The sequence below is a fragment of the Myroides odoratimimus genome, assembly GCF_001485415.1.
Classification (GTDB): domain Bacteria; phylum Bacteroidota; class Bacteroidia; order Flavobacteriales; family Flavobacteriaceae; genus Flavobacterium; species Flavobacterium odoratimimum.
Genome location: NZ_BCMQ01000007.1, coordinates 18534 through 44143 on the forward strand (window position 1 = coordinate 18534; position 25610 = coordinate 44143).

Sequence of the window (25610 nt, forward strand, 5' to 3'; positions counted from 1 at the left end):
ATTAGAAATTAATGTTGTATGTCAAACTTACAAAGTTATCTGTCGTTTTAATATTAGCAGGCTTATAAGGATTTATACCTGTAGTATCAACTAAGTAAGAATTATAAGACTGTGAAGTTCTAGAATAAGACAAGTCTAAACGAGAACTACCGAAAGTATATCCGATACCTGCAGAGTAGCCATTTAGGTCACTATACATTTTATAATCCTTCTTATAAGGACTCTGCTCGAAGCGATATCCAGCTCTTAAGCTTACTTGCTTGATAATGTATTCTCCTCCGACACGTACTTCACTTGCTCCTGTCATCATGGTATTGATTCCTTGGTTTAAGCCGTAGTAAGTATCATTACCTGTAGGTCTGAACTCGTTATTGCTATAATCTTTGAATGTATAATCTACACTAATCAGTCCTTTATCTTTAAAGATATAAGCTAAACTCCCTGTGTATTTAGAAGGGGTTCTCAGTCTATAACGATCGAATACATTCACTACTCTAGGATCTACTACAGCATTATTCTCACCTACACGAGATGTAGAAAGCCCTTGGATTAATTCATCCTTTAGAGAGTACCAAGTAGGTGACTCGTATGCCAGACCTGCTCTTAAAGATTCCGTAATCTGTCCAATAGCTCCTATATTAAATGAGAATCCTGTCCCATAAGTATAGACTTCATTAAAGTAACTCATTGACTGAATAGATCCTTTTCCTCCTGGTGTAGCGATAGTCTCCTGAGCAAGGCTGCTCTGAGTGTAATCTACTACGTGAATATTCAGGTTTGCTCCTACGTAGAATCGTTGCCCAAGTTGTGCTGCAAAGTTAGCTGCAAACTTGTTTGTGAACCCGCTGTTGCTAAATGTTCTAGCTTGGTTATACTGACTATTTTGATTATAGTTCGCTGTATATGTTCCGTCTTGTGTACCTTTATTGATTAACCATGCTTCGTGTGCTAAGTAGGTTTGTTGTCCTACGAACCCTCCATTATGACCAGCATACATATAGGCTTGCTCTGCAGAGTTAGCTTGTGGTTGTGCGATACCATGGGGTACTTTAGCTCCATTAGCCATGTTTAGGAAATAGTCTCCTAAACTATTGTGTGTATTCGTTCCTCTGAATAAGATGTCGTTTCTTAGATTCTTAGTGCTCTCATAGTTAAGTCCTATCGTGAACTTTTTCATCGTAGCGTTGTCATTGTAGTTGTTAAAAACAAATACTGCTCCCATCTGACCTAAGTCTAGACCATCATAGTTTTTTGACGTATTATTACCATAGTAGTTAGCTTTATTGTTTCTAGCTAAATAAGATAAACTGAAAGCTGCTGTATTATAATTAAATATAGCTCCCCCTGCCGGGTTAATATTCGTGGCAGATAAATCTCCCCCTACTGCACCAAAAGCTCCACTCATTCCTCTAAAACGAGCTGTACCATTTAGATCTGATTGATTATATCTCATGACATCTGTAGGTGCAGTTTCTTGAGCATAGGCTGCTGCGGATAGTAAGATAGAACTTACTAATGTATAAAAATACTTGTTCATTTTTTCTGTCTTGTTTACTTATATATTATCTACTGTAACTACTGCGTGAACTACCTCCACCGCTAGAAGAGCTTCTAGATCCTCCACTGTAACTACTTCCACTACTGCGCGAGTATGAAGAAGAAGGGGTAGAGTAGCTGCTACGTGAATAAGAACTTCTGGAGTTATTATTATAGTTGCTATTGCTATTATTAGAAGAGTTATTGTTATAACGAGCGTTGTTATATGAACTAGTACCGTAAGAAGATCTTGAGTAAGAACTTCTAGAGTTGTTGTTATAACCTGAGTTGCTGTTTCCTCTATTATTCGTTTGGTAGCTTGATCTGCTATAACTCGATCTACTGCTATTAGAGTAGTTACTATTACTTCTTCCAGAGTAGCTACTTCTTGTATAGGCAGAGTTGCTATTCCCTCTATATCCGTTGTTAGAGTTGTATGATGATCTAGTGTAGCTAGATCTTCCTCCTGTAGGATAAGCTACATTATTATAGTAGTAATTAGGTCTGTGTGAGTAGTATCCTCCATAATAAGGATAGCCATAATAGCCACCCCATGGACGACCATAGTATCCACCGCCCCAGCCCCAACCGAAGCTCATACCAAATCCACCACCCCAATAGTATGGGCTATAGAAAGGATCGTAATAACCACCCCAATAACTGCCATAGTATGGATAACCATAGCCACCATATCCATAGTAAGGGTATCCGTAACTATTATTATAGTAATTAATACTTACACTGCTAGGCTCAGTACCCCAAGAGCCGTAAGATACAGCTTGTTTCGGTTTGTGTTGAATAACACTGTCATTGACTGGTGAAGTATATTGATTTACATCAGTGAAATATTCAAACTCGTCACTTTTTGACTTGAAATACTCCGCATAGTAATTAGCGTCAGGATTTTGATTGTTGCGATATTGTTGAGTATTCTCACCTTGACTATATATACCATCGTGATAAGAGGTATTATAATACGAACCACAAGAAACAGTTAATCCTCCTATAAGCAAAAACATACCTAATTTGCTTAATAATCTAGAAGTTTGGATAATTGTTTTCATTTCGTTGTTTTTTTAATTGTCGGTCAAAACAAATTTAGTTAGTTTTGTGGAATTATTATAGTTAATTAAGAGTTAAACAATTTTAACTGCTAATATATTAAAAATGAGCAAGAATATTACTAAAAGAAGTGAGGACTACTCTAAATGGTACAATGAATTAGTTGTCAAAGCAGATTTGGCAGAGAATTCAGGTGTACGTGGATGTATGGTTATCAAGCCTTACGGGTATGCTATCTGGGAGAAGATGCAAGCAGAGTTAGACAAGAAATTTAAAGAAACTGGTCACCAAAATGCTTATTTCCCCTTGTTTATCCCCAAATCTTATTTTAGTAAGGAGGCAAGTCACGTAGATGGATTTGCTAAGGAGTGTGCAGTTGTAACTCATTACCGATTAAAAACAGGAGAAGACGGAAAAACGATAGAGGTAGATCCAGATGCTAAGTTAGAGGAGGAGTTAATCGTACGTCCTACATCAGAAACAATTATTTGGGATACATATAGAAAGTGGATTGAGTCATACCGTGACTTACCAATCTTAGTGAATCAATGGGCGAACGTAGTTCGTTGGGAAATGAGAACTCGTCTATTCTTAAGAACAGCTGAGTTTTTATGGCAAGAAGGTCATACTGCGCATGCTACTGAGAAAGAAGCTGTGGCAGAGGCAGAACAAATGTTAGACGTATATGCAGACTTTGCAGAGAACTTTATGGCTATTCCGGTAGTAAAAGGATTCAAAACAGAGAATGAGCGTTTCGCAGGAGCTATTGAGACTTACTGTATTGAGGCACTAATGCAAGATGGTAAAGCATTACAAGCGGGTACATCACATTTCTTAGGACAAAACTTTGCTAAGGCATTTGATGTTAAGTTTACTTCACAAGAAGGGAAACAAGAGCACGTATGGGCTACATCATGGGGAGTGAGTACTCGTCTGATGGGAGCATTAATCATGACTCACTCTGATGACAATGGTTTAGTATTGCCACCAAACTTAGCACCTATACAAGTAGTTATCGTACCTATTCATAAAACTGACGAGCAGTTAGATGCTATTCGTGAGGAAGTGAAAAAGATTACAGATAGATTTAAGAAATTAAATATTTCTTTCAAATTTGATGATCGTACAGCATATAAGCCAGGATGGAAATTTGCTGAGTACGAACTAAAAGGAGTGCCTGTGCGTGTAGCTGTAGGGCCTAAAGATCTAGAGAATGGAACTTTCGAAGTTGCACGTCGTGATACGCTTACTAAAGAGGTGGTGTCTAAAGAGGGTATCGTAGAATATATCCAAGATCTATTAGAGACTATCCAAAGTAACTTATTTAAGAAAGCTTACGATTATAGAGCTGAGCATATCACTGAGGTGAATTCTTTTGAAGAATTTAAAGAAGTGCTAGAAGGTAAGGGAGGATTTATTTCTGCACACTGGGATGGTACTGTTGAGACAGAAGAAAAGATCAAAGACCTTACAAAAGCTACAATTCGCTGTATTCCAATTGATAGAAAAGAGGAAGAGGGAATATGTGTGCTAACAGGCAAGCCTTCTAAGGGTAGAGTATTATTTGCAAAAGCATATTAATTTCATTTTTTTTTGTTTTTCTCTTGCGGGATAAAAAATTTATTGTAGTTTTGCATCCGCATTAGAGAAACAAATGGTCCGTTCGTCTAGGGGTTAGGACGCCAGGTTTTCATCCTGGTAACAGGGGTTCGATTCCCCTACGGACTACAGAGTTCTCTTTAAAGAGGATTTATCTAATGCAAATTGGTCCGTTCGTCTAGGGGTTAGGACGCCAGGTTTTCATCCTGGTAACAGGGGTTCGATTCCCCTACGGACTACAAAAGTTCTTTGACTAAAAAATATATAAATAATTATTGGTCCGTTCGTCTAGGGGTTAGGACGCCAGGTTTTCATCCTGGTAACAGGGGTTCGATTCCCCTACGGACTACAGATTCTCTTTTTGAGAGTTTATAGATTATAATTATTGGTCCGTTCGTCTAGGGGTTAGGACGCCAGGTTTTCATCCTGGTAACAGGGGTTCGATTCCCCTACGGACTACAGATCTTCTTTTGGGGATTTATATATTACAATTATTGGTCCGTTCGTCTAGGGGTTAGGACGCCAGGTTTTCATCCTGGTAACAGGGGTTCGATTCCCCTACGGACTACAGATTCTCTTTTTGAGAATTTTATTTATTACAATTAATTGGTCCGTTCGTCTAGGGGTTAGGACGCCAGGTTTTCATCCTGGTAACAGGGGTTCGATTCCCCTACGGACTACAAGAGAAAAATAGTATAGACTTAATAAAATATTTAAGAAATGGCAAATCATAAGTCAGCTTTAAAAAGAATTAGAAGTAACGAAAAGAAAAGAGTATTAAACAGATATCAGCACAAAACAACTCGTAATGCTATCAAAGCTTTACGTTTGATCGAAGATCAAAAAGATGCTGCTGCTAAATTACCTGTAGTTGTTTCTATGATTGATAAATTAGCTAAGAAAAATATCATTCATGACAACAAAGCTTCTAACTTGAAATCAAAATTAACAAAACACGTTGCTGCTTTATAGTATTATAGAGACAACGATTTGGTTTGTAAGTAAAAAATATCAAGCTCTCAATACTGAGAGCTTTTTTTGTTGATACTATTCATTTTTAAATGAATATATTTGCAGCGAGAAAGAAATTCTAATTTTAAAATCCCTATATGACACCAATTAGGAATATTGCTATTATAGCACACGTTGACCACGGTAAAACTACTATGGTTGATAAAATTTTACACCACTGTCAATTATTTCGTGAGAATGAAACATCAGGAGAGTTGATTTTAGACAACGAAGATATCGAAAGAGAAAGAGGTATTACTATTACTTCTAAGAACGTTTCGGTAAGCTATAAAGGAACAAAAATTAACATTATCGATACTCCAGGTCACGCGGATTTCGGAGGAGAGGTAGAACGTGTTTTAAATATGGCTGATGGTGTTCTTTTGATTGTAGATGCTTTTGAGGGACCAATGCCTCAAACTCGTTTCGTACTTCAAAAGGCGATTAGTTTAGGTTTAAAACCATGTGTGGTTGTTAACAAAGTAGACAAAGAAAACTGTACTCCAGAGGAAGTACACGAGAAAGTGTTTGACTTAATGTTTGAACTTGGAGCAGAAGAATGGCAGATGGATTTCCCAGCTGTATATGGTTCTGCTAAAAACAACTGGATGTCTGATGATTGGAAAAAACCAACAGACTCTTTCGAACCATTATTAGATATGGTTTTAGAGCATATTCCAGCTGCTAAAATGAATGAAGGTACTCCTCAGATGTTAATCACATCTTTAGATTACTCTACATTTACAGGACGTATTGCTATTGGTCGTTTACATAGAGGTATTTTAAAAGAGGGAATGAATGTTTCTTTAATTAAGAGAGACGGTAAAACTGTTAAATCTAAAATTAAAGAGGTTCATACTTTTGAAGGATTAGGACGTAAAAAAGTATCTGAAGTACACGCAGGTGATATCTGTGCTGTAGTAGGTATCGAAGGATTTGAGATCGGTGACGTAATCGCTGACTTCGAAAACCCAGAAGCATTACCAACTATCACTATCGATGAGCCAACAATGAGTATGTTATTTACTATTAATGACTCTCCATTCTTCGGTAAAGAAGGTAAATACGTTACATCTAGACACATCAAAGATCGTTTAGCTAAAGAGTTAGAGAAAAACTTAGCTCTACGTGTAAACGAAACGGATAGTGCTGATAAATTTATGGTATTCGGACGTGGTGTATTGCACTTATCTGTATTGATCGAGACAATGCGTCGTGAAGGATACGAATTACAAATCGGACAACCACAGGTAATCATCAAAGAAGTTGATGGTGTTAAATGTGAGCCGATAGAAGAATTAACTATTGATATTCCTGAGAACTTATCTGGACGTGCTGTAGAATATGTTACTTTGAAAAAAGGTGAGATGTTAAGTATGGAGCCTAAAGGTGATCGTATGATTATTAAATTCTTAATTCCTTCTAGAGGTATTATCGGTTTAAGAAACCAGTTATTAACAGCTACTGCTGGTGAGGCTATTATGTCACACCGTTTCTTAGAATACCAACCATACAAAGGAGAAATCGCTGGACGTAACAATGGTTCATTAATTTCTATGGAGAATGGTAAGGCTATTCCTTATTCTATCGATAAGTTACAAGACCGTGGTAAATTCTTCGTTGATCCTAACGAGGATATCTATGAAGGACAGGTAATCGGTGAGAATACACGTAGTGATGATATGACTGTTAACGTTACTAAAACGAAAAAACTATCTAACGTACGTTCTTCAGGTGCTGATGATAAAGCTAGAATTGTTCCAGCTATCAAATTCTCATTAGAGGAAGCATTAGAGTACATCCAAAAAGATGAATACGTTGAGGTGACTCCTAAGTCATTACGTTTAAGAAAAATCTTCTTAAAAGAGACAGATCGTAAACGTAATACTATCAAATAATAAAAAATATTATTTTTAGAGATAAGAAAAACCGACCAGTGATGGTCGGTTTTTTTATTTTGCAAAGTTTTAATATTGAAGAAAGTTTTTGGTGCTTTGTTTTTTTGTATATTTCACGAAGTATCCTTATGAGAAGAGCTTTTTTGACTTAATACGACATTTTTATTTAAAAAAATGAATTGCGTAGTTTGGAATAAAATTCAAAAGAAAATATGTAAAAATGGATTATTTAAATAGATGTAATGAGAGAAATAAGGATAGAGAAGTATAGTTTTTGATAGAATGATAATTTTATAAATGGCTGTAAAAAGTCTGAAATATTATTAAATTTGTAATTTGTATAAGAAAACACAACCTTAGGTTATAAATATGGCAAAGTTCGAATTGAAATTACCCAAAATGGGAGAGAGTGTTGCAGAGGCAACAATTACAAACTGGTTGAAGAATGTAGGGGATCATATTGACGCTGATGAAACAGTATTAGAAATTGCTACAGACAAAGTTGATAGTGAGGTTCCATCAGAGGTTGAAGGAACTTTAGTAGAGATTTTATTCCAAGTAGATGATGTTGTTCAAGTAGGACAAACAATCGCAATCATAGAAACAGAAGGTGATGTTCCTGCATCAGCTCCAGCAGCAAGCAGTGCACCTGCAGAGGCAAAAGCTGTAGCGGAGACTGTAGCAGTAGCACAAGATACAGTAGCTACGCCTGTTGATTTTTCAGACTCTGATAAGTTCTTTTCTCCATTAGTTAAAAATATAGCTAAAGAAGAAGGGGTATCTGTAGCTGAATTAGAAGCGATAGCGGGTACTGGTAAAGATGGAAGAGTAACTAAGAATGATATCTTAGATTATATTAAAAATAGAGGAAACCAACCTCAAGCTGCAGCTGTAAAAGTAGAAACGCCAAAGGCTACTCCTGCTCCAGCGGCTCAAACTGCTTCTAAAGCAGCTCCAGTATCTGTAAACGGTGCTGACGAAATCGTAGAGATGGACCGTATGCGTAAGCTGATCTCAGGATATATGGTGAAGTCTGTACAGACTTCTGCTCACGTACAGTCATTCATCGAAGTAGATGTGACGAATATTGTGAACTGGAGAAATAAAGTGAAGAATTCATTCGAGAAGAGAGAAGGAGAGAAACTTACGTTCACACCTATCTTTATGGAGGCTGTAGCGAAGGCATTAAAAGACTTCCCTGGAATGAATATCTCTGTAGAAGGTGATTATATCATTAAGAAGAAAAATATTAACTTAGGTATGGCTGCTGCATTACCAAACGGAAACTTAATTGTACCAGTAATTAAAAATGCTGATCAGTTAAACTTAGTAGGTATGGCTAAAGCGGTTAATGACTTAGGTAATCGTGCTAAAGCTGGTAAATTAAAACCAGACGATACTCAAGGTAGTACGTATACAGTAACTAACGTTGGTACTTTTGGAAGTGTATTCGGTACGCCAATTATCAACCAACCAGAGGTAGGTATCCTTGCATTAGGAGCTATCCGTAAAGTACCTGCTGTTATCGAAACTCCAGAAGGAGACTTTATCGGTATCCGTCAGAAAATGTTCTTATCTCACAGCTATGACCATAGAGTAGTAGATGGAGCATTAGGAGGACAGTTCGTACAGAGAGTGGCTCAAATATTAGAAGCATTCGATCCTAATAGAGAGATATAATTCTTGATAAAATAAATATAGAACGGTTTCACAGTAGTGAGACCGTTTTTTTATATCTTGTTTTGACCAAAAAATAACGAAATAATGAAGAATGCTTTTTTAAACTGGAGTAGTGGGAAGGATGCTGCTTATGCCTTATATCAGATACAACAAAGTAATGAGTTAGAAGTAGTGCGTCTAATGACTACTGTTAATGAACATTTCGGGCGGGTATCTATGCATGGGATAAGAGAAGAAGTATTAAAACGACAAGCAGAATGCATAGGAATCTCTTTAGATATAGTACACCTTCATGAAAAGCTCTCTCTACAGGAGTATGAAGCTATTATAATGACTCAATTGGAAGAGTATAAGCGTGTAGGTATATTGGATAGTATTTATGGAGATATTCTCTTAGAAGACTTAAAAACGTTTAGAGAGGCACAGCTAGCAAGGTTAGGAATCACAGGCGTATTTCCACTGTGGAATAGAGATACAACAGCATTAATTCACGAAATGGTAGACTGTGGTTTGAAAACAATTGTCGTTTGTGTCAATGAGCAATATCTCGACAAAAGCTTTGTTGGACGTACGATAGATAAGCAGTTTATAGAAGATTTGCCTGATGGAGTTGATCCTTGTGGAGAGAATGGCGAGTTTCATACCTTTGTCTATGACGGGCCAATGTTTAAAAAGCCTGTTCCTTTTGAAGTAGGTGAGATGGTCTATAAGACCTATGATGCCCCTAAACAATGTCATCAAAAGGAAATATTACACTATGGCTTTTGGTTTTTAGATATTTTGTAACTCTGTTTATTCTTGTATGGTAGAGATGAGGCTTCTAAGCTTCTATTGAATTTAGTAAATAGTGGTATTTATTAGAGCATTAATATAAGGATTTAACTTTCCCAATTAATATCTATCAAATGACCCTGTAAGTCTGTTCTTATCACAATTACGGCATCTGCGTATTCTTTACCAATACTGTAGTCAAATACTAAATAATACTTTTTGTTTAGCTCATCTACTGGATACAACCAAATATGAACTAGTTTGAGTTTTTGATATAAGATAGTATTTCCTTCTTTGGATAGGTTATTTATCCCCAATGACGCTAGCTCTTCTCTCTGTAATTCTTCTAAATGAAAGGTGATGTATTCTTGTACAAGACTTGTGTCAGAATTATAATCTTGTTGTAGATATTCTTTGTTTCTATTGTTAAATGTAGGGATAGCTTCTATAAAATCTTCTTCATTGAGTTGAATCCTATTAAAGTCAATATTGATGTTTATTGTATCTTGTTGGACTACTATTCTTTTAAAATAAGAATGATCAGGAGAGGTGTTATTATGATGTATAAATAAGAAAATACCTAATATTGAACCTATAATAATTATAAACAATAATATTCTTTTGGTCATAGGAAGTGCTTTCTTTTTTGAGAATACAAAGTTACATGATTTTATGTGAGTGATTCATAATCATTTGCGATTATTATTTTTTGAAATGAATGAGTATTAAAGTAAAAAGCCTAGATAATATGAATTACCTAAGCTCTCAGTATATTTTAATAAGAGAATTATTATATAAAGAATTCTCCTGTATCACTCATTCCCATAGGAAGAGCTGTTCTGTCTATCCATTCTTCTGTTTGTAAGCAAGGGATAGGTTGAGTGTGTAGTTTAAGTTCAAATCCTTCTCTTGCTTTCTGTACAATCTGCTCTTCTATATTAGAAGAGTTGGTCGCAAAGAATTCTTTGGTTTCTTCAGCAATATGCAGTAATACAATTTGTGTTTTATTATCAATAGTGTGAATATCCAATACTTTATAGTAAGCGCCTGACTGTATCATTACTAATCCGTATTCTTCCATCTGAGGAACAAGAGCTGCTACATCTTTAGCATGAGCAGAGGCGATAAGGTAACGCAAGTTGGTAGTAAGTCCGCCTCCTTTATAAGTAGCATCTGTGAAACCGCATTCTTGTATAATCTGCCCAATATGATATTTATCGATTAACTCTTGACTTAGTTCACAGTCGCGATAGAATAGGGCTAACCCTGCAAAAGTCATATTGAATATTTCTTCTATTTGTTGTTTGTCCATTAGGTATGGGGGTTTGTTCATTCAAAATAATAAGTGACGAAGTTACTTAATTTAGAAAGTATTCTTTTAAATTTCTTCTTTTTCTGTTGGGGGCATATACTGTTCATTCATTTTCATCACTCGCTTCATTATTCGTTTTTGTAATATCTTAGGAGCGATGACTTTCAGCGTTTCACCGAAGCCAAGTATTTCTCTCTCGAGTTCGAAGTTAAGAACCACATCTATGCGTATCTTCATACCTGTCTCATCTTCTTCTAATACTTGCTGAGAGTGGTGTAGGGGTTTGGTCTTTACGTAAGGCATATTATAGGCATTCACCCATAGTATTACCTTCTGAGCTCGATCTTGTTCTGTCTTAGTTACTCCAAGGGTATCATTATAATATCGGTCAAAGTCTACTCCTTCATATTCTTTATAAGGTTCGTTTGCTAAGGCATATACATTGATGATACGGTCAAGTGCCAATGTCAGTAAATGTTTATGGCTACTACTGCGCACGACTACAAACCACCTGTTGCGATACTCTTTTAATAAGTATGGATAGTAGATATTCTTAGTAGCTTCTTTAGACTTGAAAGATTTGTATTCTATTAGTAGGGTTTGTTTATTCTTAATGGCATCATATAAAGGACTGATAAATTTAATTCCCTTTAGCAAACTATTGCCCTCCATTTGTATATAGTTAGGCGCTTTCGTACTACGGGTCAGTAAACTGTTATCCAACTTCGCAATGACTTCACTCATCTCATCTACTTGACTGAATCCGTTGAGGTGTTTCAGGATAGCGACTACTTCTTTTAGCTTTTCTGTATCTGCATCGTTGATAGGAGAGTTTTTGATGCTGTAGTTAGCATCCTCATAGGTATAATATTTTCTATCTACTACGATGATAGGAGCGTTATATCCAAGGCTATCACTACGCATTGCTTGTATGTCGAGCTGTATCGTACGCTTGCTGATACCAGTGTCTATACCTTCGTATTCGTATAGGGCATCAGCTACCTTCTCGATGAGGTCATTCAGTGTCCATTTTCTGAATCTGTTTCGTAGACATTCATCAATAATTCGGTAGCGCAATAGTGCTAATTTGTTCGTTGCCATGCGTTTTATGTTATTTTTCTTAATCAAATATACTTATTCTTCTCTTTATGTACGCAGTATAATTGCGTAGTTGTTTTTTGTTTGAATTATTTATAATTGTAATTAGCTGATATTTAGTGGTTAATAAAAAGTTTTACAAATATTTATTAGTGCGCAATTTGATTGCGTAGGTAGGTATGCATCTTTGTACTGTTCGAAAGATACAAACCTTGGAAGCGTTTCAGTATAGCGCAGAAGTAAGGGGCAGTAGTTTACCTTATCCTGTTTGTAATCAGAAGAACAACTAATATGGGATTAGTAAAATGTTCATGTCGTAGGTTCGAATCCTACTATTACCTCAGGGTAATATAGATTAGCGGTTAGATCAGAACAATTGCCTTTTAAGCAATTTTGGAGAAGAAGAGGAACTTCATTAAAAATCCTCTCCATATAAAAAAGGTTCAGTTAAATAGTGTTTCTGTCTTTTCTTCATACAGTCTTAGACTAAGAGAATAAAAGACAACTTATCAAAGCCTGTAAAAACAAGCTATGCTGTAGAAGAGGGATAAGGGATGATATAGGGTGGATGACTTGCTCAGTGAGACATTCAGGACTATACACAAGCTATTCTATTGTACAGTTTACTTCTTTTTCCGCCTGAGATAAGTGAAGGCTATTTAGACTGTTCTTTATGATAAAGACGTAAAATATTAAAAATATACAGCTATGAAAAAGTTACAAGTAAAAACAAATCACGTTGCCTTAGTGTTTAAACAAGGAGAATTACAGAGAGTATATACTGCTGGTGAATACTGGTTATGGGGTGAGAAAGAGGTGATGGAATACAATATGTCTGAGTACTTCGGTATGCGTAGAGATATAGAAGCTCTGTTATTAAATACAGAGTTAAGAGGAATGTTAGAGGTGATCGACGTGATGGATAATGAAGTGGTATTGGTGTATAAAAACAAAGTGTTTAATGTAGTATTAGGTGCTGGTAGACATATCTATTGGAAGGCTGCGACTGAGTACTCTTTTGAGCGGTATACTATAGATGGATTAGAAGTGGACAAGACTATCGCTCGTAATATCATGGGGAAAGGCAATATGTCAAACTTCGTGAGAATGTACACGGTAGGGGCTAATGAGAAAGGATTGTTATTCGTGGATGGGCAGTTCCAAGAGGTCTTGAATGCTGGTGAATACAGATATTGGAAAAACGATATCAAGGTACAAATCATCCTTGTCGATATACGTCAGCAAGTGATGGATATGAATGGGCAAGAGATATTGACGAAAGACAAAGTACAGTTGCGTATCAACTTCAATTTGGTGTACCAAGTACAAGATTTGTTGAATGCCTATGTGGACAACAAGGAGGTGGAGAAACAGATGTATAATGTAGTGCAATTGATGTTAAGAGAGAAAGTCGGTAGAATGTCTTTTGATGAATTGATGGAGAGCAAAGAGAACTTGTCTTCTGAAATCTTGAATGGGGTGAAAGAAGAAATAGCATCTTTAGGTATCGAAGTAAAAAACTGTGGTATCAAAGATATCATCTTACCAGGGGATATCAGAGAGATCATGAATCAGGTGTTGATCGCCGAGAAAAAAGCTCAGGCAAATATGATCACGCGTAGAGAAGAGACAGCTGCTACACGTAGCTTGTTAAACACAGCGAAGTTGATGGAAGAGAACGAAATGCTAATGCGATTAAAAGAAATGGAATACATCGAAAAGATCGCTGATAAAGTAGGAGAAATCAGCTTGTCTGGTGGCGGTAATGTCTTGAAACAATTGAAAGAGGTGTTTTCAAGATAGTTTACGGTTGACTGTTAACAGTGGATGGTAAAGAGGTAGTAGTTTAATTAGGTAAAACGTGGAGTATAGTAATTATGCAATTACCAAAAGGTCAAGTGTGATTTACTCCACTGAGGGACTCCAAGATGCAGGTTCGATTCCTGTCTGTTTCACAATAATAATCAAGGTCAAGTGGGTTTTACTTCTTTACACTTTTGGATAGCTAATAAGCCCACCCTTACCTGATTTAACAAAAGAATGATAGGTTAGAGCGACCTAATAAAAGCTCAAAATAAAGATTAGTAATTGAGGTCAAGTAGGTTTTACTTCTAAACATTTCCCTTGTATCAAACCTGCCCTTACCTGATTAAATTTAATAATTATGAAAACAAATGTATTAAGAGTAGCGATTAGAAATCAAGCTATTTATGTTGCAGATACAGCTATAACTGTAACGTTTAATAAAGAAGTATTCTCTTTTGTAGAGAATGTGAGAAAGCTTGGATTTGGGTTGAGTGAAGAGTTGTTGAATGCGTTAAAATACGTTGATTCTGAAACATACCAAGTTATTTATAACACTTTGCAAGGTATATTAGGAACCAAGCACAATTGGACTCCGTTAGTGAAAGATTGGTTAATACCAACAGGAGAAACAGACTTAGACCATTATATTACTTATATGGCAAATTGGTTTGGTACTTCTAATGATGAGACGTTAAGTTGTGGACATAAGATTCCTAAAAAGACCTTTCCCTTAGAACGATATAACGGATGTCCATTCTGTGGGACGCCATTTGAGTTTGAACAATTAAAGTTGTATGGTGGAGGTAGTAAAATGAAGGTATTGGACTTATGGCAAGATCAAGAGGCAACTACTTATTTAGAAGGTTTGATTAAGGCTAATACTGCTTTGGATGCGACGCAGATAGACTCGTTAAAAATGTTGTTGGCAGTATATCCTTTGCCTGCGGCAGAGGTGAAGATGAAGGAGACATTGATGTTGTTAATCGACTGTTATGTAGAGGCAGGTGAGATAGCTAAGGCGGGAGCGTTGTTAAAAAGCCCAACAGATATCATGAGATACTTGTGGTATAAGAAAACAGGTTTCTTACAATTGATACTGCCAAAGACTATTATCGCTCGTCAAGCGAAGAATCACGCTCATTTTAAGATGAGGTTAGATTCGAGTAATAGAGCGAAAGAAGATGTGAAAGAAAACTTGAAGTTAAAGTATTCGAGAAAAGAAGCATTAATGGTGGCTACTTGGTTAAACGAGATGGCGATGGATATCGAGTTGATGTGTGAGAATATGCACCCTAAACGCGGTATGTGGATCCGTTTCATCAGAGCCTTGCGTTTAGCTGAATACAGCAAGAGAACGGGGTTTGAACAATTAACAGAGTTATTAGATGTATTCTATAATCAAATCTATACTGTGACAGCAGGTAGAATAGAACACTACAGATTAAAGATGGATGCAGACCGCGCTTTTGCATTGCTAAAGTCGCGTCCTGGGTTATTCGCTCGTTCATTGTTTTCAAGTATGTTGTGTTTTGGTGACGACGTTACTTTAGAACACTTTGCTAAGGTGGTAGATAAAGTACCAATGAGGTTGTTATTGACGTTGAATATGTATGCAGATACGTATTTTGACCCAACTGCCAGTAGAGTAATGAAGCCATTAGGTGGAGTGAATAAAGTGATAGCTGTGAATCAATGGGTAAAAGCGTATGATGAGGCTACATTAAAAGCAATGGTGGGTAAGATAGAGTCTTTTGTGTTGACAGAAGTGATGCGTCGATTTGCAATGCAAAAGAATGAGAATAAAACAATCTATATCAGCGAGGATTTGTATAACATTCCTTTAGCAATAGGGGATAGAGCAGATAATGTTCAAGACTTGCCTGTAGCGTTAATGGGGACTAAGTTTCCATTAGAAGGACATGAGGTAAGATTGTTTATGCAGTGGGGGGCAGGTTTGCCTGCTCAACATTTAGATATGGATTTGAGCTGTCATATCGCTTATACAGATAAGGTAGAAGTGTGTAGTTATTACAGCTTGTCGCCATTAGGATGTCAGCATAGTGGAGATATCAGAAGTATTCCTAATCAGATAGGTACTGCCGAGTATATAAACATAGATGTGCAAGCATTGAGAAGAGCAAAGACGAAGTATGTAACTTTTACAAGCAATGCTTATAGTAATGGAGCTATAACGCCAAACTTGGTAGTAGGGTGGATGGATGCTAAGTATCCGATGACTGTATCAAACAATAAGGGCGTAGCGTACGATCCGTCAGCTGTAATTCACCAAGTACGTGTGACAAATAGCTTGACAAAAGGATTGGTATTTGGGGTGTTGGATGTTGAGAAAGGAGAGATTATATGGTTAGAGATGGCATTCGGTGGACAAAATATACAGTCATTGGATAGCAAAACATTAAACATATTCTTAAAGAAGTTAGAAGCCAAAACGAAAGTAGCAGATTTGTTAATGATTAAGGCTCAAGCACAAGGAATGAACATTGTGTATTCAGTAGAAGCAGCAGATGAGGTGTACGATGCTAAATGGGCTATTGATTCGGCTAATGTGATGAGGTTAATTAGTTGACAGTTAATGGTGTTGTAGAGATTCAATTTCTTGCGTCTTGACTCACTGTAAAACAATAACCATAAGCCATTCTTCTTGTCCCACTTTTTGATACCAAAAGCGACTATAATGAGTCAAATGAGTTCATTATAGTCACTTCAAAAAAAGCATGAAAGGTGAATAAGTAGTTTTGTGAGGAATCAATAAGATAAAATGCTATGAAAGAGATAATATTAAAAAAGATAAAAGAAATAGAAGAGTCACATAACATAGAAGTATTGTATGCGTGTGAGTCAGGAAGTAGAGCTTGGGGTTTTGCTTCTGAGGACAGTGATTACGATGTTCGATTGGTTTATAAGCAGAAGATAGATAATTATTTGAGTGTGGTAGATACAAGTGATTTTATAGATATGCCGATAGATGAGGTATGGGACTTTAATGCTTGGGATATCAAGAAGGTATTGGTATTGCTAATTAAGTCTAATACAACAGTGTTTGAGTGGTTACAATCGCCTATTGTTTATAAAGAGGCAGAAGGGTTTAGAGTAGCAATGTGGGCATTGAGCCATGACTATTATTGCCAACAGACACATACACATCATTATCTGGGCTTAGCAAAGAAGATGTTGTTGGAGCATACGGATGAGCAGGTGAAGTACAAGACACTGTTCTATATCCTTAGAGCACTATTGTCTGCTAAGTGGAATGTAGAGTTTAATAGGATAGCACCTATGGAGTTTAAGCCCTTGCTAAAGGTGGTTAATGATGATAAGCTTACTGCATACATACTCTTATTGATAAAAGAGAAAGAAGGCTTGACTGAGAAGGACTGGTACACTTGGGATGCGAGGTTAAAGGACTATGTGTATGACTTGTATGAGAGTTTGTCTAAGGTTACAGTGGTAAAGAGCAAGGGAAGTTTTGACAATGAATTGGTAAATAGGTTTTTTAGAAAGGAGGTAAGACAATGACAATAACAGAGATGAAAGACAGAGGATTGCTCCTGTTCGAATGTATAAGTGGGAGTAGGGCATATGGCTTAGCAACTAAAGATTCGGATACGGATATAAGAGGAGTGTATTACTTGCCTAAAGAACAGTTTTACGGTATGGATTACCTTCCACAGATCAGCAATGAGACTAATGATATCGTGTATTATGAGATAGGGCGTTTTATAGAGTTGTTGAGTAAGAATAACCCTAATATACTGGAACTGTTAGCTACACCTGATGAGATGGTGCTGTATAAGCATCCCGTAATGGATAAGATAGTGATGAGAGATTATCTGTCTAAGTTGTCTAAAGATACTTTTGCTGGATATGCAATGAGTCAAGTGAAGAAAGCTAAGGGATTAAATAAGAAAGTGTTTAACCCAATGGGTCAGGAGCGAAAAGAGTTGCTCGACTTCTGTTATGTCTTAGAGGGGGTGCAAACTATGTCGTTAAGAGATTGGCTCAACAAGAAAGAGATAGCACAAGGGCAATGTGGATTGGTCAAGCTGTCTTCTCAAAAAGAGCTTTATGCACTATTTTGTGATAAGGTAGGAGATAAGGGGTATAAAGGGATAGTGCGTTATGACAATTCGAATGAAGTAAGTCTGAGCAGTGTGGCTAAAGGTGAAGAGCTAACAGCTTATTTGCTGTGCAAGGCAGATGATTACTCTACACATTGCAAGAAGTACAAAGAGTATTGGGATTGGGTAGAAAAGCGTAACGAGGCAAGGTATGTGACAACAATGAGCCATGCTGGTGGATACGACAGTAAGAATATGATGCATACGGTCAGGCTGATGCTCACTGTGCGAGACATCTTTATGACGGGTATAGTTATAGTACGCAGTCCGTATAGAGAAGAATTGCTCAAGATAAAGTCCGGACATTATAGCTATGAAGAATTGTTAGATAAGGTAACAGAGTTACAAGAAGAAGTAGAACGACTGTATGTAGATTCGCCTTTGCCTAATCGACCTGACCTTGATAGGGCAGAAAAGGTATTGGTAGAGATAAGAGAGGAGTTGTATGGGTGAATGACTAGCGGTTTTGTAGAGGCGCAAGATATTGTGTCTCAATTCTAAATAAGCGTGATAGATGGTTAAGTATTATAGAACTGACTCATGATAAATACCCTTGTCGTTGATTAAGCAACACCATTTAGCAATGTGGTTAGGTATTGGGTTAAGGATAGCAATACCTTCCGCGAGTAAGTTATCAGGAGTGCCATATTCATCAGAATCATCCATATAGATTAGTACATTGTTGCCTTCCTGTAAATAACGTTACCTAAGGAGTCAGTTTTATAGTCCGTTTGGGAGAGTAGTACTATGTTGAAATCTATCATTTCATTGAAGTCAACATATAGACGGGGTTCTTTCATTCATTCTGAGAATAGAACGATAAAGATAAGAGGATTTTATTGAATAAGTGAGTTAATTCACTGCTTAGTGAATTGTGAAAAATAATATATTTGCGAGCAGTTTAAAAACAACAAAACAATATGAAAAAACTCTTAGTATCACTTACAGCGCTATTTGCCTTTTTTGGGTGTCAGAATAAACAGACGCAAGATACTGTTGTTAATGTATCTAATCAGACTGTTGTGTTCAGTTCTAGTGGCAAGGTAGTCAACTTTGACTTAGATAATAAAAAAGTAGTGTGGGAATACACTTCTGCACAAGATGAAGGCGCAAACAGAAACAAGTTCACTTTTGATGAGAATACGTTGTATATGCCTTTTGAGAGTGGAAAGTTAGTCGCTTTAGATTTCTTGACAGGGAAAGAGAAGTGGGTATTCACAGCTCCTCAGACTGGTGTAATGGATATGGCTGTAGGCGACGAAGGCAGTAATGCAGCCGACAGAGGAGAGCCTTACTTTATGAGTCAACCTCTACAGTATCAAGACAAGGTGTATATGGTCAGTATAGGTGGAGGAAATGATCCTTACTTCTATGTGATTAATAAAACAGATGGTAGTGAATATAAAATAGAAGGGATAGAGACGAAGTACAATCTTTCTCAACCGGTTCTATGTCAAGAGATGGTATTCGTTAATTCGGGTATTTACTTAAACAAGTATTCACTGAAAGGAACTGGTACGAGCTATGGCATGTATGACGGTATCACATTTGACAGCCCGTTATACGCACAGATGCGTAGTGATGGAGAAACGTTGTACTTTGGAGAAGAAGACGGTATGTTCTATGCTATTCCCTTTAATGAGAATGCTGATGTGAAGGGAGACAATGACGATATTATGGATCCAAAGAATAATTTTAAAGACAACTTGTCTATTTATAAATGGAGATATCAGTCTAAAGAATACTCTAGGTTAGCGACTAATGCTGATAGTAATACAGCACTATATGGAAAAACTTATGTAGTACAAGTGCGCAAATCAGATAGTGATGCTCAAGCTCTAATAGGGCTAAATGCTAAGACAGGTGAAGAGCAATGGAGTTATGGTTCAACAGAAGAAATTGTGAATTGGCACAAATCAGGAGAGCATCTTATTGGGTACACTATGACTATGGTGTTTGTATTAGACTTTCAAGGTAAAGAATTAGCAACTTACCCAATCACAGAGGAGTTTAAACCATTGACCAATATTGAAGAAACAAAAGATGGACAGTTGGTGTTCTTAACAACACGAGGAGTAACAACAATAGATAAAACAAGTAAACAGGCTAAGGTACTCATTGCTTATGAAACAAAAGAGGAGTATCACAATACAGCTTATATAAAATATTTTAAGAATTAGTTAATTAGTTAATTGGTTAACGGTGGACGGTTTACAGTTCACAGCGTAAACCGTTGACTGTAAATTGAGAAACTATGAAAGATAATACACCGATTAATGGAAATGATTTAATTGTTTTAGGATACCCACAAACAGAGTTATTGGGTATTGCTCTAAAAGCGAATAAGAAAAGAACAGGTTATACGAAGGTGGAGATGTTAGCACATTATAAAGCAGTGCTTACTAATGCAGAAGATTACTTAAACGATAAGGTATTTGGGAAGTTGGCTACCGCTATTATAGAAGGCGTGGGACAACGTGTAGAAGAAGAGGTTATTCCACTGAGAGAGGAGGCTGTAGGGTATACAGTATACGGTGCTGATCATATAGAAGACGGAGCGATTAAGCAGATGCAAACTGCGGTAAAGCTACCTGTGGCTGTAGCAGGTGCGTTAATGCCTGATGCACATCAAGGATATGGATTACCTATCGGAGGAGTATTAGCTACTGAGAATGCTGTGATACCTTATGGTGTAGGAGTAGATATTGGGTGTAGAATGGCGTTGTCTATTTTTGATATTAAAGGTGTGGAGTTCTACGGTATGGAAGACTTATTGAAAGAACAGTTGGTTAAGCATACTAAGTTTGGAGCAGGGCATGGATTCCAAGGACAATATAAAGCACAACATGATGTCTTAGATAGAGGAGAGTTTAATCTAAACCCATTTATTAAGAACTTACAAGATAAAGCTTGGGAACAACTGGGGTCTTCAGGTGGAGGTAATCACTTTGTAGAATGGGGATTGATGGAGTTCATGGAGAGAGATGAGGTATTGAATATAGATAAAGGGACTTACTTAGCTTTACTAACACATTCAGGATCTCGTGGAATGGGAGCGACTATAGCAGGTAGATATACGCAAATCGCTAAAGATATCTGTAAGTTACCTTATGAAGCAAAAAACTTGGCTTACCTTGATCTAAACTCAGAAGCAGGACAAGAGTATTGGGCGATGATGAACTTGGCAGGGGATTATGCTTCAGCTTGTCATGAGGTCATTCATGATAAACTAACTAAAGCAATAGGTGCTGAGGTATTAGCCAAAGTGGAGAATCACCATAATTTTGCGTGGAAGGAGATGTACCAAGGTAGAGAGGTTATTGTACATCGTAAAGGAGCTACTCCTGCGAGTAAAGGAGTGATGGGGATTATACCAGGCTCTATGACTGCGCCAGGATTCTTAGTGAGAGGTAAAGGAGAAGAGGAAGCTTTAAACTCTGCTTCACATGGAGCAGGACGTCAGATGAGCAGAACACAAGCTATCAAGACTCTGAAAGCAGCTGATATAAAAGCAGTATTGTCAGATCATGGTGTAGAGTTAATAGGAGCAGGTAAAGATGAAGCTCCTATGGCTTATAAAGATATTCATCAGGTGATGGCTGCACAGGGAGAGTTAGTCGATGTAGTAGCGATGTTTACGCCTAAGATTGTCCGAATGGCTGATGATGGGAGTAAAGAGGATTAATAGATAATAAAAATATGTAGAACAAGGTCACTGACAAGAGTTAGTGGCCTTGTTTGTTTAATTATAAAGTGAACATTAGAAAAGGTTGTTTTTTTACTAAGAAAGAGAATATATTGATTAAAATGTATTTTTCTGTAAATGATAAGAATTGTACATCTTTCGGAGTGGGTTTAGGTTGTTGTTGTGTAATATTTCATTATTATCATTGAAGTGTTTTTTTTATAGACTACAATGTGTTAAAAATGAATGTTATAAATAATGAATGTCAATTTTTAGCGTTTCTTATAGTAATTATGATTACTTTGTTAGAAATAAAAATTGGAGATTTATGGCGAAGAGAAAAGATATAAGAAGTTATTTAACTATATTTCTTTTGGTATGTAGTATAAGTGTATTCGCAAAAGAGAAAACAAGTGTGGTGAAGCGAGATTGTAATGTACAATTAGCTAAAATAATAAAGGATAGCGACTTCGAATACCCTAACAAGGATTATTATGTAAGAATAGAAGATACCACTGGGGGGACTGTGATTATTAAGGCGTATGTTCGAAATAATCTATCTGATAATCCTAAACAACAACAGATGGTAGAAAGTGTAGTGTCGTGGTTTATTATACAGCCTCAGCGAGATGGGATATATCAATCTATGAATGCTTTGGATCCTGAAGAACCAGACTTTAAGAAGCTAAAAATAGATACTAAAGCTTTTGAATCACTAGTAAAATGTATTGATAAGAAATAATTAAAGAAGCCTACTAATAGAATACTTAGTAGGCTTTTTTAGTTTAATTGATAAATGTAATTACAGCCTCATTGTTTTTTGCTGCAGTACTATAAATCTCTCGTATTGTATTGATGTTAGCAGATAGGTATTCCCATATTTCTTCTTTATCTGCTTCTGACCAAAATGAAGGATATATTTCTTCTTCATTAAGTTTTTGAGGAGAGAACCTCTTTCTCAATTCTTCATTTGATAGTTGAGTCAGTAGATTGTGTATTTCTTTGACTTGTTCTGTTGTAACAAAACGAGCAGGACCATATCCTATATCCTGATTCTCATCTAAAGTATGTGAACCAAATATTGCCATAGCTAATGGATGTTCTAAGTAGTCATCTACATTGTTTGCAAATAAAAAAGCAATAGCTTCCCAAGACTTGTCTATATCTACCAGAGCTTCATCTATATCGTTCTCATCGTAATCTTTGTAGATTCTTTCTTCAAATAAATTGCTATCCTGTACATAGCTTGTTAGTTCTTCTTGACTTACTCGAAGCAGGTTTCCAATCATTCCCATAGTATATTTTTTAGTAATTAAAAATGTTCTGAAGCATTCGTTGTATTCATAAAGATAAAACCATCGAAGTGTTCTCTTAGTTTCACATTAGGAATAGTCATGTATTTTGTTTGTTCTTCTTGAGTCATTATTTTATACCCTATCCAGTTCATTTTTTTAGGTGTATCAAATATACTTGAAGGAGTATTTTTAAAGTTGACAAAATAGTTCTTCTCAGTGTACTGCTCCATCTGTTGTTCTAATGAATTATCTTGTACTGTAGGTAAGTCATACGAAGCGTATTTACTTTCTTTTACATCTATATTATCGTTCATTGCACTGAAGGTACCATTGGCAGTAAAAGTTGCTAAAGAGTAAAACTCATTACCATATTGCTTTTTGATATATTCTCCCATTGGATCAATAAAAGATGGAGTAAGACCGATGTGCGCATTATGAGCGATGATAATTATCTTCTGATTAAGTAGAGATTGTGTTCTCATCGCTGTCTCCGCCATAGCGTAGTCTCGTGTATAATTTTCATTTCTTTGACCTACTTCATAGAACATTCTAAAACCTAGCTCTAAATTATACAATGCAATCTTTGCATCTGTAGAAAGTTTATCACCGTATTTAATAGTCATTTCTTTTGTTAATTGAAAAGCTTGTGTACCTACTTTGATCAAGTTGTCATAATCTTTTTCAAAGGTTTCATCATTGGATTTTGCCCAATTATAATCGAGTACCTTAGCTGCTTCAGCTAGTTTTAAACAGTTTTCATAATATGTTTTATTGCGTGCTAAATCTTTTTCACTTAATAGAATTAAAGTACTATTGTGAAGAAAATTGGTGTCAACACCAGTTAGCGTAACCTTTTCTTTATTCTTTTTGTTATAAGATCTTATCCATAAGAATAGATTTTCTATCTCCTTGGTTTGCCATACCGAGACTAAGTTTGTTTTCATCTCTTTTTGTAGATCTCCATTAGAGTTAATAACCTTATTAATCATATAAGTATCTCCATAAGCATTTTCAAAAGAGATGACTCTATAGTTGTGATTAGTGACTAAGTCCTTGATTAACTCTACTCTTAAATCATTGAATTCTTTAGTACCATGTGTTCCTTCACCTAGTGCTACTATTGTATGATCTTTTATCGCATTAGTGATAGGAGAGAGTCCCTTGTATTGATTGTTATTCTTGTTATAAGAGAAAGGAATAACTTCTTTGTCTTGTGCTATACTTGTTAAGGAAACCAGTATAAACAAGCTTACTAAAGTTCTTTTTATTGTCATAATTTGCTGGTTGATTTAGCCTTAAAGATAATTTATTTTAACAAGGAAATATCTTTAAAGTTGTATTTACTTTTCTATTTTGACTCTCCTTTTAAGACTGTGCCCAATAGAATTCGCAGTTGTCAAAGTTTAGGTTTTTTAAGTCCTCTTCTTTGATTAGTACACTGAACACTCCATCGTCATTAAAGTTGTTCTCTCCTATCTGCCACAGTACTATTTTATCAGAATGAATAAACTCTTCTACCTCTTCCTTACCTAATTGACAATGAGTGAATATACCGAATATTTTAGAGAGATAGGTTCCTCCGAAGTAGTCCCAGTACATTCCATTCTCATCTACATCGTCTTCTTCATATTCATCCTCAGGCTGTCTATATCGATCAGAGAAAGGCTCTGTATCAGCAGTGATTTCATTGATAAGTACCCCATAGAAGAAATTGTCCTCATGCTCTACGATATGCCTTACCAATTGATGATTAGGTACATCTGTATAGATAACCTTTCCCGTATCAGTTAGGATATCTGCAAAGAAAATGAGCTGCCCTGTCTTTGGTAATAACCCTGTTTTATCATGTGGAGAACATAACGCCAAATCTATTTGGCCTGCATAGTATAATCCTTCAGGATGATCTACTCCAGGAGGTAAGTCGATTACAGGACCGCCATAACGAGATTGGCCTAGAGAAATGTCTATCTCTGTGTGTAACACATCTGTTTCTTTCATCCAACTTTGTCTCCCTAGTGAAGCAGGGATATATTGGCGTTTATCAGCCGAAAATTTTATAATATCAAAAGGTTTATCGTACATTGGTTTTGTGTTTTTTTAGCTAGTGCAAGATATAGAAACAAACTTTTAATTATATGAACCAGAAAGAACAAAAAACAAGAAAGAAGTGGGGTCACCTCATGTATTATGGACTGTTGTTTATCATCATGTCTTTTGTACAGACTAGTATAGCGATGTATCATTTTAAAGATCAACCTTCAGGAGATATTACATTTAATTTCTTTCAAGATATCTTTCTAAGTGCCTTATTCGTTAGCCTATTTTATATATTACTGCTGGTATTTATTATTAAGATTCCGCGTTTTAGTATTCAGATTATTATTCACAGTATGCTACTAGTGGGATTATGGTTTTTACAAGACCTAAGTATTTTCATTGATAGGGAAGCTTCATGGAGTACATATTCTTTTACAGAATCTATTAGTTATACCTGGATGTATAGCAGAATATCGCTATTATATGCATTAGTGATTTATATTTTTCTCTCTTTCAGACTTTATAGACATTATACTAAGTAAGCTTGTGTAAAGCTTGACCTTCTCTGTGATTAACTGTAATATATGACAATATAGAACCCTTTTTAAGGAAATAATGAATTGCTATAGTAAGCGAGTTTTATCCCAATAAACGCAAATCAGATAATAAGCTTAAAACCTT

The 25610-nt window shown here is 36.2% G+C and carries 21 protein-coding genes and 7 tRNA genes; 20 read left to right on the top strand and 8 right to left on the bottom strand.

Features of this window, described 5'->3' with window-relative positions:
* Position 1 precedes the first annotated feature (1 nt).
* Positions 2 to 1537 carry an OmpP1/FadL family transporter gene (locus MODO_RS08570; protein ID WP_006260353.1) on the bottom strand — a complete coding sequence of 512 codons (1536 nt, stop codon included), beginning with the start codon at positions 1535 to 1537 and terminating at the stop codon, positions 2 to 4.
* Between the two features lie 25 nt (positions 1538 to 1562).
* On the bottom strand, positions 1563 to 2600 hold the full coding sequence (locus MODO_RS08575) for a hypothetical protein (RefSeq protein WP_006260352.1): 1038 nt from the start codon (positions 2598 to 2600) through the stop codon (positions 1563 to 1565).
* Positions 2601 to 2703: 103 nt separating this feature from the next.
* On the opposite strand from MODO_RS08575, the gene proS reads away from it, so the two are divergent.
* The 11 genes from proS to MODO_RS08630 all read left to right on the top strand — a co-directional run bounded on the left by proS (position 2704) and on the right by MODO_RS08630 (position 9572).
* The gene (gene proS, locus MODO_RS08580; protein WP_006260351.1) at positions 2704 to 4179 is read left to right on the top strand and encodes a proline--tRNA ligase; all 1476 of its coding nucleotides are present in this window, start codon (positions 2704 to 2706) and stop codon (positions 4177 to 4179) included.
* 75 nt (positions 4180 to 4254) lie between these two features.
* Positions 4255 to 4326: transfer RNA gene (locus tag MODO_RS08585), tRNA-Glu, on the top strand.
* A gap of 38 nt (positions 4327 to 4364) precedes the next feature.
* Positions 4365 to 4436: transfer RNA gene (locus MODO_RS08590), tRNA-Glu, on the top strand.
* Positions 4437 to 4474: 38 nt separating this feature from the next.
* A tRNA-Glu gene (locus MODO_RS08595) sits at positions 4475 to 4546 on the top strand.
* Between the two features lie 38 nt (positions 4547 to 4584).
* Positions 4585 to 4656: transfer RNA gene (locus MODO_RS08600), tRNA-Glu, on the top strand.
* Positions 4657 to 4693: 37 nt separating this feature from the next.
* Positions 4694 to 4765: transfer RNA gene (locus tag MODO_RS08605), tRNA-Glu, on the top strand.
* A gap of 40 nt (positions 4766 to 4805) precedes the next feature.
* Positions 4806 to 4877, top strand: a tRNA-Glu gene (locus tag MODO_RS08610).
* 40 nt (positions 4878 to 4917) lie between these two features.
* Positions 4918 to 5169, top strand: a complete 252-nt coding sequence (gene rpsT / locus MODO_RS08615) for a 30S ribosomal protein S20 (RefSeq protein WP_006260350.1) — start codon at positions 4918 to 4920, stop codon at positions 5167 to 5169.
* Positions 5170 to 5306: 137 nt separating this feature from the next.
* The gene (gene typA / locus MODO_RS08620; protein WP_006260349.1) at positions 5307 to 7106 is read left to right on the top strand and encodes a translational GTPase TypA; all 1800 of its coding nucleotides are present in this window, start codon (positions 5307 to 5309) and stop codon (positions 7104 to 7106) included.
* Between the two features lie 369 nt (positions 7107 to 7475).
* Positions 7476 to 8786: a dihydrolipoamide acetyltransferase family protein gene (locus MODO_RS08625; RefSeq protein ID WP_006260348.1), complete on the top strand. Its 1311-nt coding sequence runs from the start codon at positions 7476 to 7478 to the stop codon at positions 8784 to 8786.
* A gap of 84 nt (positions 8787 to 8870) precedes the next feature.
* Positions 8871 to 9572 carry a Dph6-related ATP pyrophosphatase gene (locus MODO_RS08630; RefSeq protein WP_006260347.1) on the top strand — a complete coding sequence of 234 codons (702 nt, stop codon included), beginning with the start codon at positions 8871 to 8873 and terminating at the stop codon, positions 9570 to 9572.
* A gap of 92 nt (positions 9573 to 9664) precedes the next feature.
* Here the strand turns inward: MODO_RS08630 and MODO_RS08635 are convergent, their stop codons facing one another.
* From MODO_RS08635 to MODO_RS08645, 3 genes are all read right to left on the bottom strand, one after another.
* Positions 9665 to 10186, bottom strand: coding sequence for a DUF2004 domain-containing protein (locus MODO_RS08635; RefSeq protein ID WP_006260346.1), 522 nt, complete (start codon positions 10184 to 10186; stop codon positions 9665 to 9667).
* Positions 10187 to 10347: 161 nt separating this feature from the next.
* Entirely contained in the window at positions 10348 to 10869 is a 522-nt protein-coding gene (locus MODO_RS08640) for a hypothetical protein (protein WP_006260345.1), read from the bottom strand.
* 66 nt (positions 10870 to 10935) lie between these two features.
* On the bottom strand, positions 10936 to 11970 hold the full coding sequence (locus MODO_RS08645; RefSeq protein WP_006260344.1) for a helix-turn-helix transcriptional regulator: 1035 nt from the start codon (positions 11968 to 11970) through the stop codon (positions 10936 to 10938).
* 705 nt (positions 11971 to 12675) lie between these two features.
* Here MODO_RS08645 and MODO_RS08650 point away from each other — a divergent pair.
* The 8 genes from MODO_RS08650 (at position 12676) to MODO_RS08680 (ending at position 22339) form a co-directional block, all read left to right on the top strand.
* The gene (locus MODO_RS08650; RefSeq protein WP_006260343.1) at positions 12676 to 13770 is read left to right on the top strand and encodes a slipin family protein; all 1095 of its coding nucleotides are present in this window, start codon (positions 12676 to 12678) and stop codon (positions 13768 to 13770) included.
* Positions 13771 to 13802: 32 nt separating this feature from the next.
* Positions 13803 to 13922: transfer RNA gene (locus MODO_RS19190), tRNA-OTHER, on the top strand.
* A gap of 209 nt (positions 13923 to 14131) precedes the next feature.
* Positions 14132 to 16360, top strand: coding sequence for a TerD family protein (locus MODO_RS08655; RefSeq protein WP_006260342.1), 2229 nt, complete (start codon positions 14132 to 14134; stop codon positions 16358 to 16360).
* Positions 16361 to 16557: 197 nt separating this feature from the next.
* Positions 16558 to 17310, top strand: a complete 753-nt coding sequence (locus tag MODO_RS08660) for a nucleotidyltransferase domain-containing protein (RefSeq protein WP_006260341.1) — start codon at positions 16558 to 16560, stop codon at positions 17308 to 17310.
* A complete protein-coding gene (locus tag MODO_RS08665) occupies positions 17307 to 18365 on the top strand; it encodes a DNA polymerase beta superfamily protein (protein ID WP_006266982.1) in 1059 nt (352 codons plus the stop codon). Before MODO_RS08660 ends, MODO_RS08665 begins: the two co-directional genes overlap by 4 nt.
* A 467-nt stretch (positions 18366 to 18832) precedes the next feature.
* On the top strand, positions 18833 to 20092 hold the full coding sequence (locus MODO_RS08670) for an outer membrane protein assembly factor BamB family protein (RefSeq protein ID WP_006260338.1): 1260 nt from the start codon (positions 18833 to 18835) through the stop codon (positions 20090 to 20092).
* Between the two features lie 74 nt (positions 20093 to 20166).
* Positions 20167 to 21597, top strand: a complete 1431-nt coding sequence (locus tag MODO_RS08675) for an RtcB family protein (RefSeq protein ID WP_006260337.1) — start codon at positions 20167 to 20169, stop codon at positions 21595 to 21597.
* Between the two features lie 328 nt (positions 21598 to 21925).
* Positions 21926 to 22339 carry a hypothetical protein gene (locus tag MODO_RS08680; protein WP_006260336.1) on the top strand — a complete coding sequence of 138 codons (414 nt, stop codon included), beginning with the start codon at positions 21926 to 21928 and terminating at the stop codon, positions 22337 to 22339.
* 43 nt (positions 22340 to 22382) lie between these two features.
* On the opposite strand, the gene MODO_RS08685 is transcribed toward MODO_RS08680, so the two are convergent.
* The 3 genes from MODO_RS08685 to MODO_RS08695 form a co-directional block, all read right to left on the bottom strand.
* Positions 22383 to 22892, bottom strand: coding sequence for a YfbM family protein (locus MODO_RS08685; RefSeq protein ID WP_006260335.1), 510 nt, complete (start codon positions 22890 to 22892; stop codon positions 22383 to 22385).
* Between the two features lie 17 nt (positions 22893 to 22909).
* Positions 22910 to 24166 carry an erythromycin esterase family protein gene (locus MODO_RS08690; protein WP_006260334.1) on the bottom strand — a complete coding sequence of 419 codons (1257 nt, stop codon included), beginning with the start codon at positions 24164 to 24166 and terminating at the stop codon, positions 22910 to 22912.
* A 91-nt stretch (positions 24167 to 24257) separates the two neighbouring features.
* The gene (locus MODO_RS08695) at positions 24258 to 24974 is read right to left on the bottom strand and encodes a DUF1963 domain-containing protein (RefSeq protein WP_006260333.1); all 717 of its coding nucleotides are present in this window, start codon (positions 24972 to 24974) and stop codon (positions 24258 to 24260) included.
* A 53-nt stretch (positions 24975 to 25027) separates the two neighbouring features.
* Here MODO_RS08695 and MODO_RS08700 point away from each other — a divergent pair, with 53 nt between their 5' ends.
* A complete protein-coding gene (locus tag MODO_RS08700) occupies positions 25028 to 25471 on the top strand; it encodes a hypothetical protein (RefSeq protein ID WP_006260332.1) in 444 nt (147 codons plus the stop codon).
* Positions 25472 to 25610: the final 139 nt, after the last annotated feature.

Coding starts and splice junctions, on each gene's coding strand:
- MODO_RS08570 (WP_006260353.1), bottom strand. CDS start 1,537: ATGAACAAGTATTTTTATACATTAGTAAGTTCTATCTTACTATCCGCA.
- MODO_RS08575 (WP_006260352.1), bottom strand. CDS start 2,600: ATGAAAACAATTATCCAAACTTCTAGATTATTAAGCAAATTAGGTATG.
- proS (WP_006260351.1), top strand. CDS start 2,704: ATGAGCAAGAATATTACTAAAAGAAGTGAGGACTACTCTAAATGGTAC.
- rpsT (WP_006260350.1), top strand. CDS start 4,918: ATGGCAAATCATAAGTCAGCTTTAAAAAGAATTAGAAGTAACGAAAAG.
- typA (WP_006260349.1), top strand. CDS start 5,307: ATGACACCAATTAGGAATATTGCTATTATAGCACACGTTGACCACGGT.
- MODO_RS08625 (WP_006260348.1), top strand. CDS start 7,476: ATGGCAAAGTTCGAATTGAAATTACCCAAAATGGGAGAGAGTGTTGCA.
- MODO_RS08630 (WP_006260347.1), top strand. CDS start 8,871: ATGAAGAATGCTTTTTTAAACTGGAGTAGTGGGAAGGATGCTGCTTAT.
- MODO_RS08635 (WP_006260346.1), bottom strand. CDS start 10,186: ATGACCAAAAGAATATTATTGTTTATAATTATTATAGGTTCAATATTA.
- MODO_RS08640 (WP_006260345.1), bottom strand. CDS start 10,869: ATGGACAAACAACAAATAGAAGAAATATTCAATATGACTTTTGCAGGG.
- MODO_RS08645 (WP_006260344.1), bottom strand. CDS start 11,970: ATGGCAACGAACAAATTAGCACTATTGCGCTACCGAATTATTGATGAA.
- MODO_RS08650 (WP_006260343.1), top strand. CDS start 12,676: ATGAAAAAGTTACAAGTAAAAACAAATCACGTTGCCTTAGTGTTTAAA.
- MODO_RS08655 (WP_006260342.1), top strand. CDS start 14,132: ATGAAAACAAATGTATTAAGAGTAGCGATTAGAAATCAAGCTATTTAT.
- MODO_RS08660 (WP_006260341.1), top strand. CDS start 16,558: ATGAAAGAGATAATATTAAAAAAGATAAAAGAAATAGAAGAGTCACAT.
- MODO_RS08665 (WP_006266982.1), top strand. CDS start 17,307: ATGACAATAACAGAGATGAAAGACAGAGGATTGCTCCTGTTCGAATGT.
- MODO_RS08670 (WP_006260338.1), top strand. CDS start 18,833: ATGAAAAAACTCTTAGTATCACTTACAGCGCTATTTGCCTTTTTTGGG.
- MODO_RS08675 (WP_006260337.1), top strand. CDS start 20,167: ATGAAAGATAATACACCGATTAATGGAAATGATTTAATTGTTTTAGGA.
- MODO_RS08680 (WP_006260336.1), top strand. CDS start 21,926: ATGGCGAAGAGAAAAGATATAAGAAGTTATTTAACTATATTTCTTTTG.
- MODO_RS08685 (WP_006260335.1), bottom strand. CDS start 22,892: ATGGGAATGATTGGAAACCTGCTTCGAGTAAGTCAAGAAGAACTAACA.
- MODO_RS08690 (WP_006260334.1), bottom strand. CDS start 24,166: ATGACAATAAAAAGAACTTTAGTAAGCTTGTTTATACTGGTTTCCTTA.
- MODO_RS08695 (WP_006260333.1), bottom strand. CDS start 24,974: ATGTACGATAAACCTTTTGATATTATAAAATTTTCGGCTGATAAACGC.
- MODO_RS08700 (WP_006260332.1), top strand. CDS start 25,028: ATGAACCAGAAAGAACAAAAAACAAGAAAGAAGTGGGGTCACCTCATG.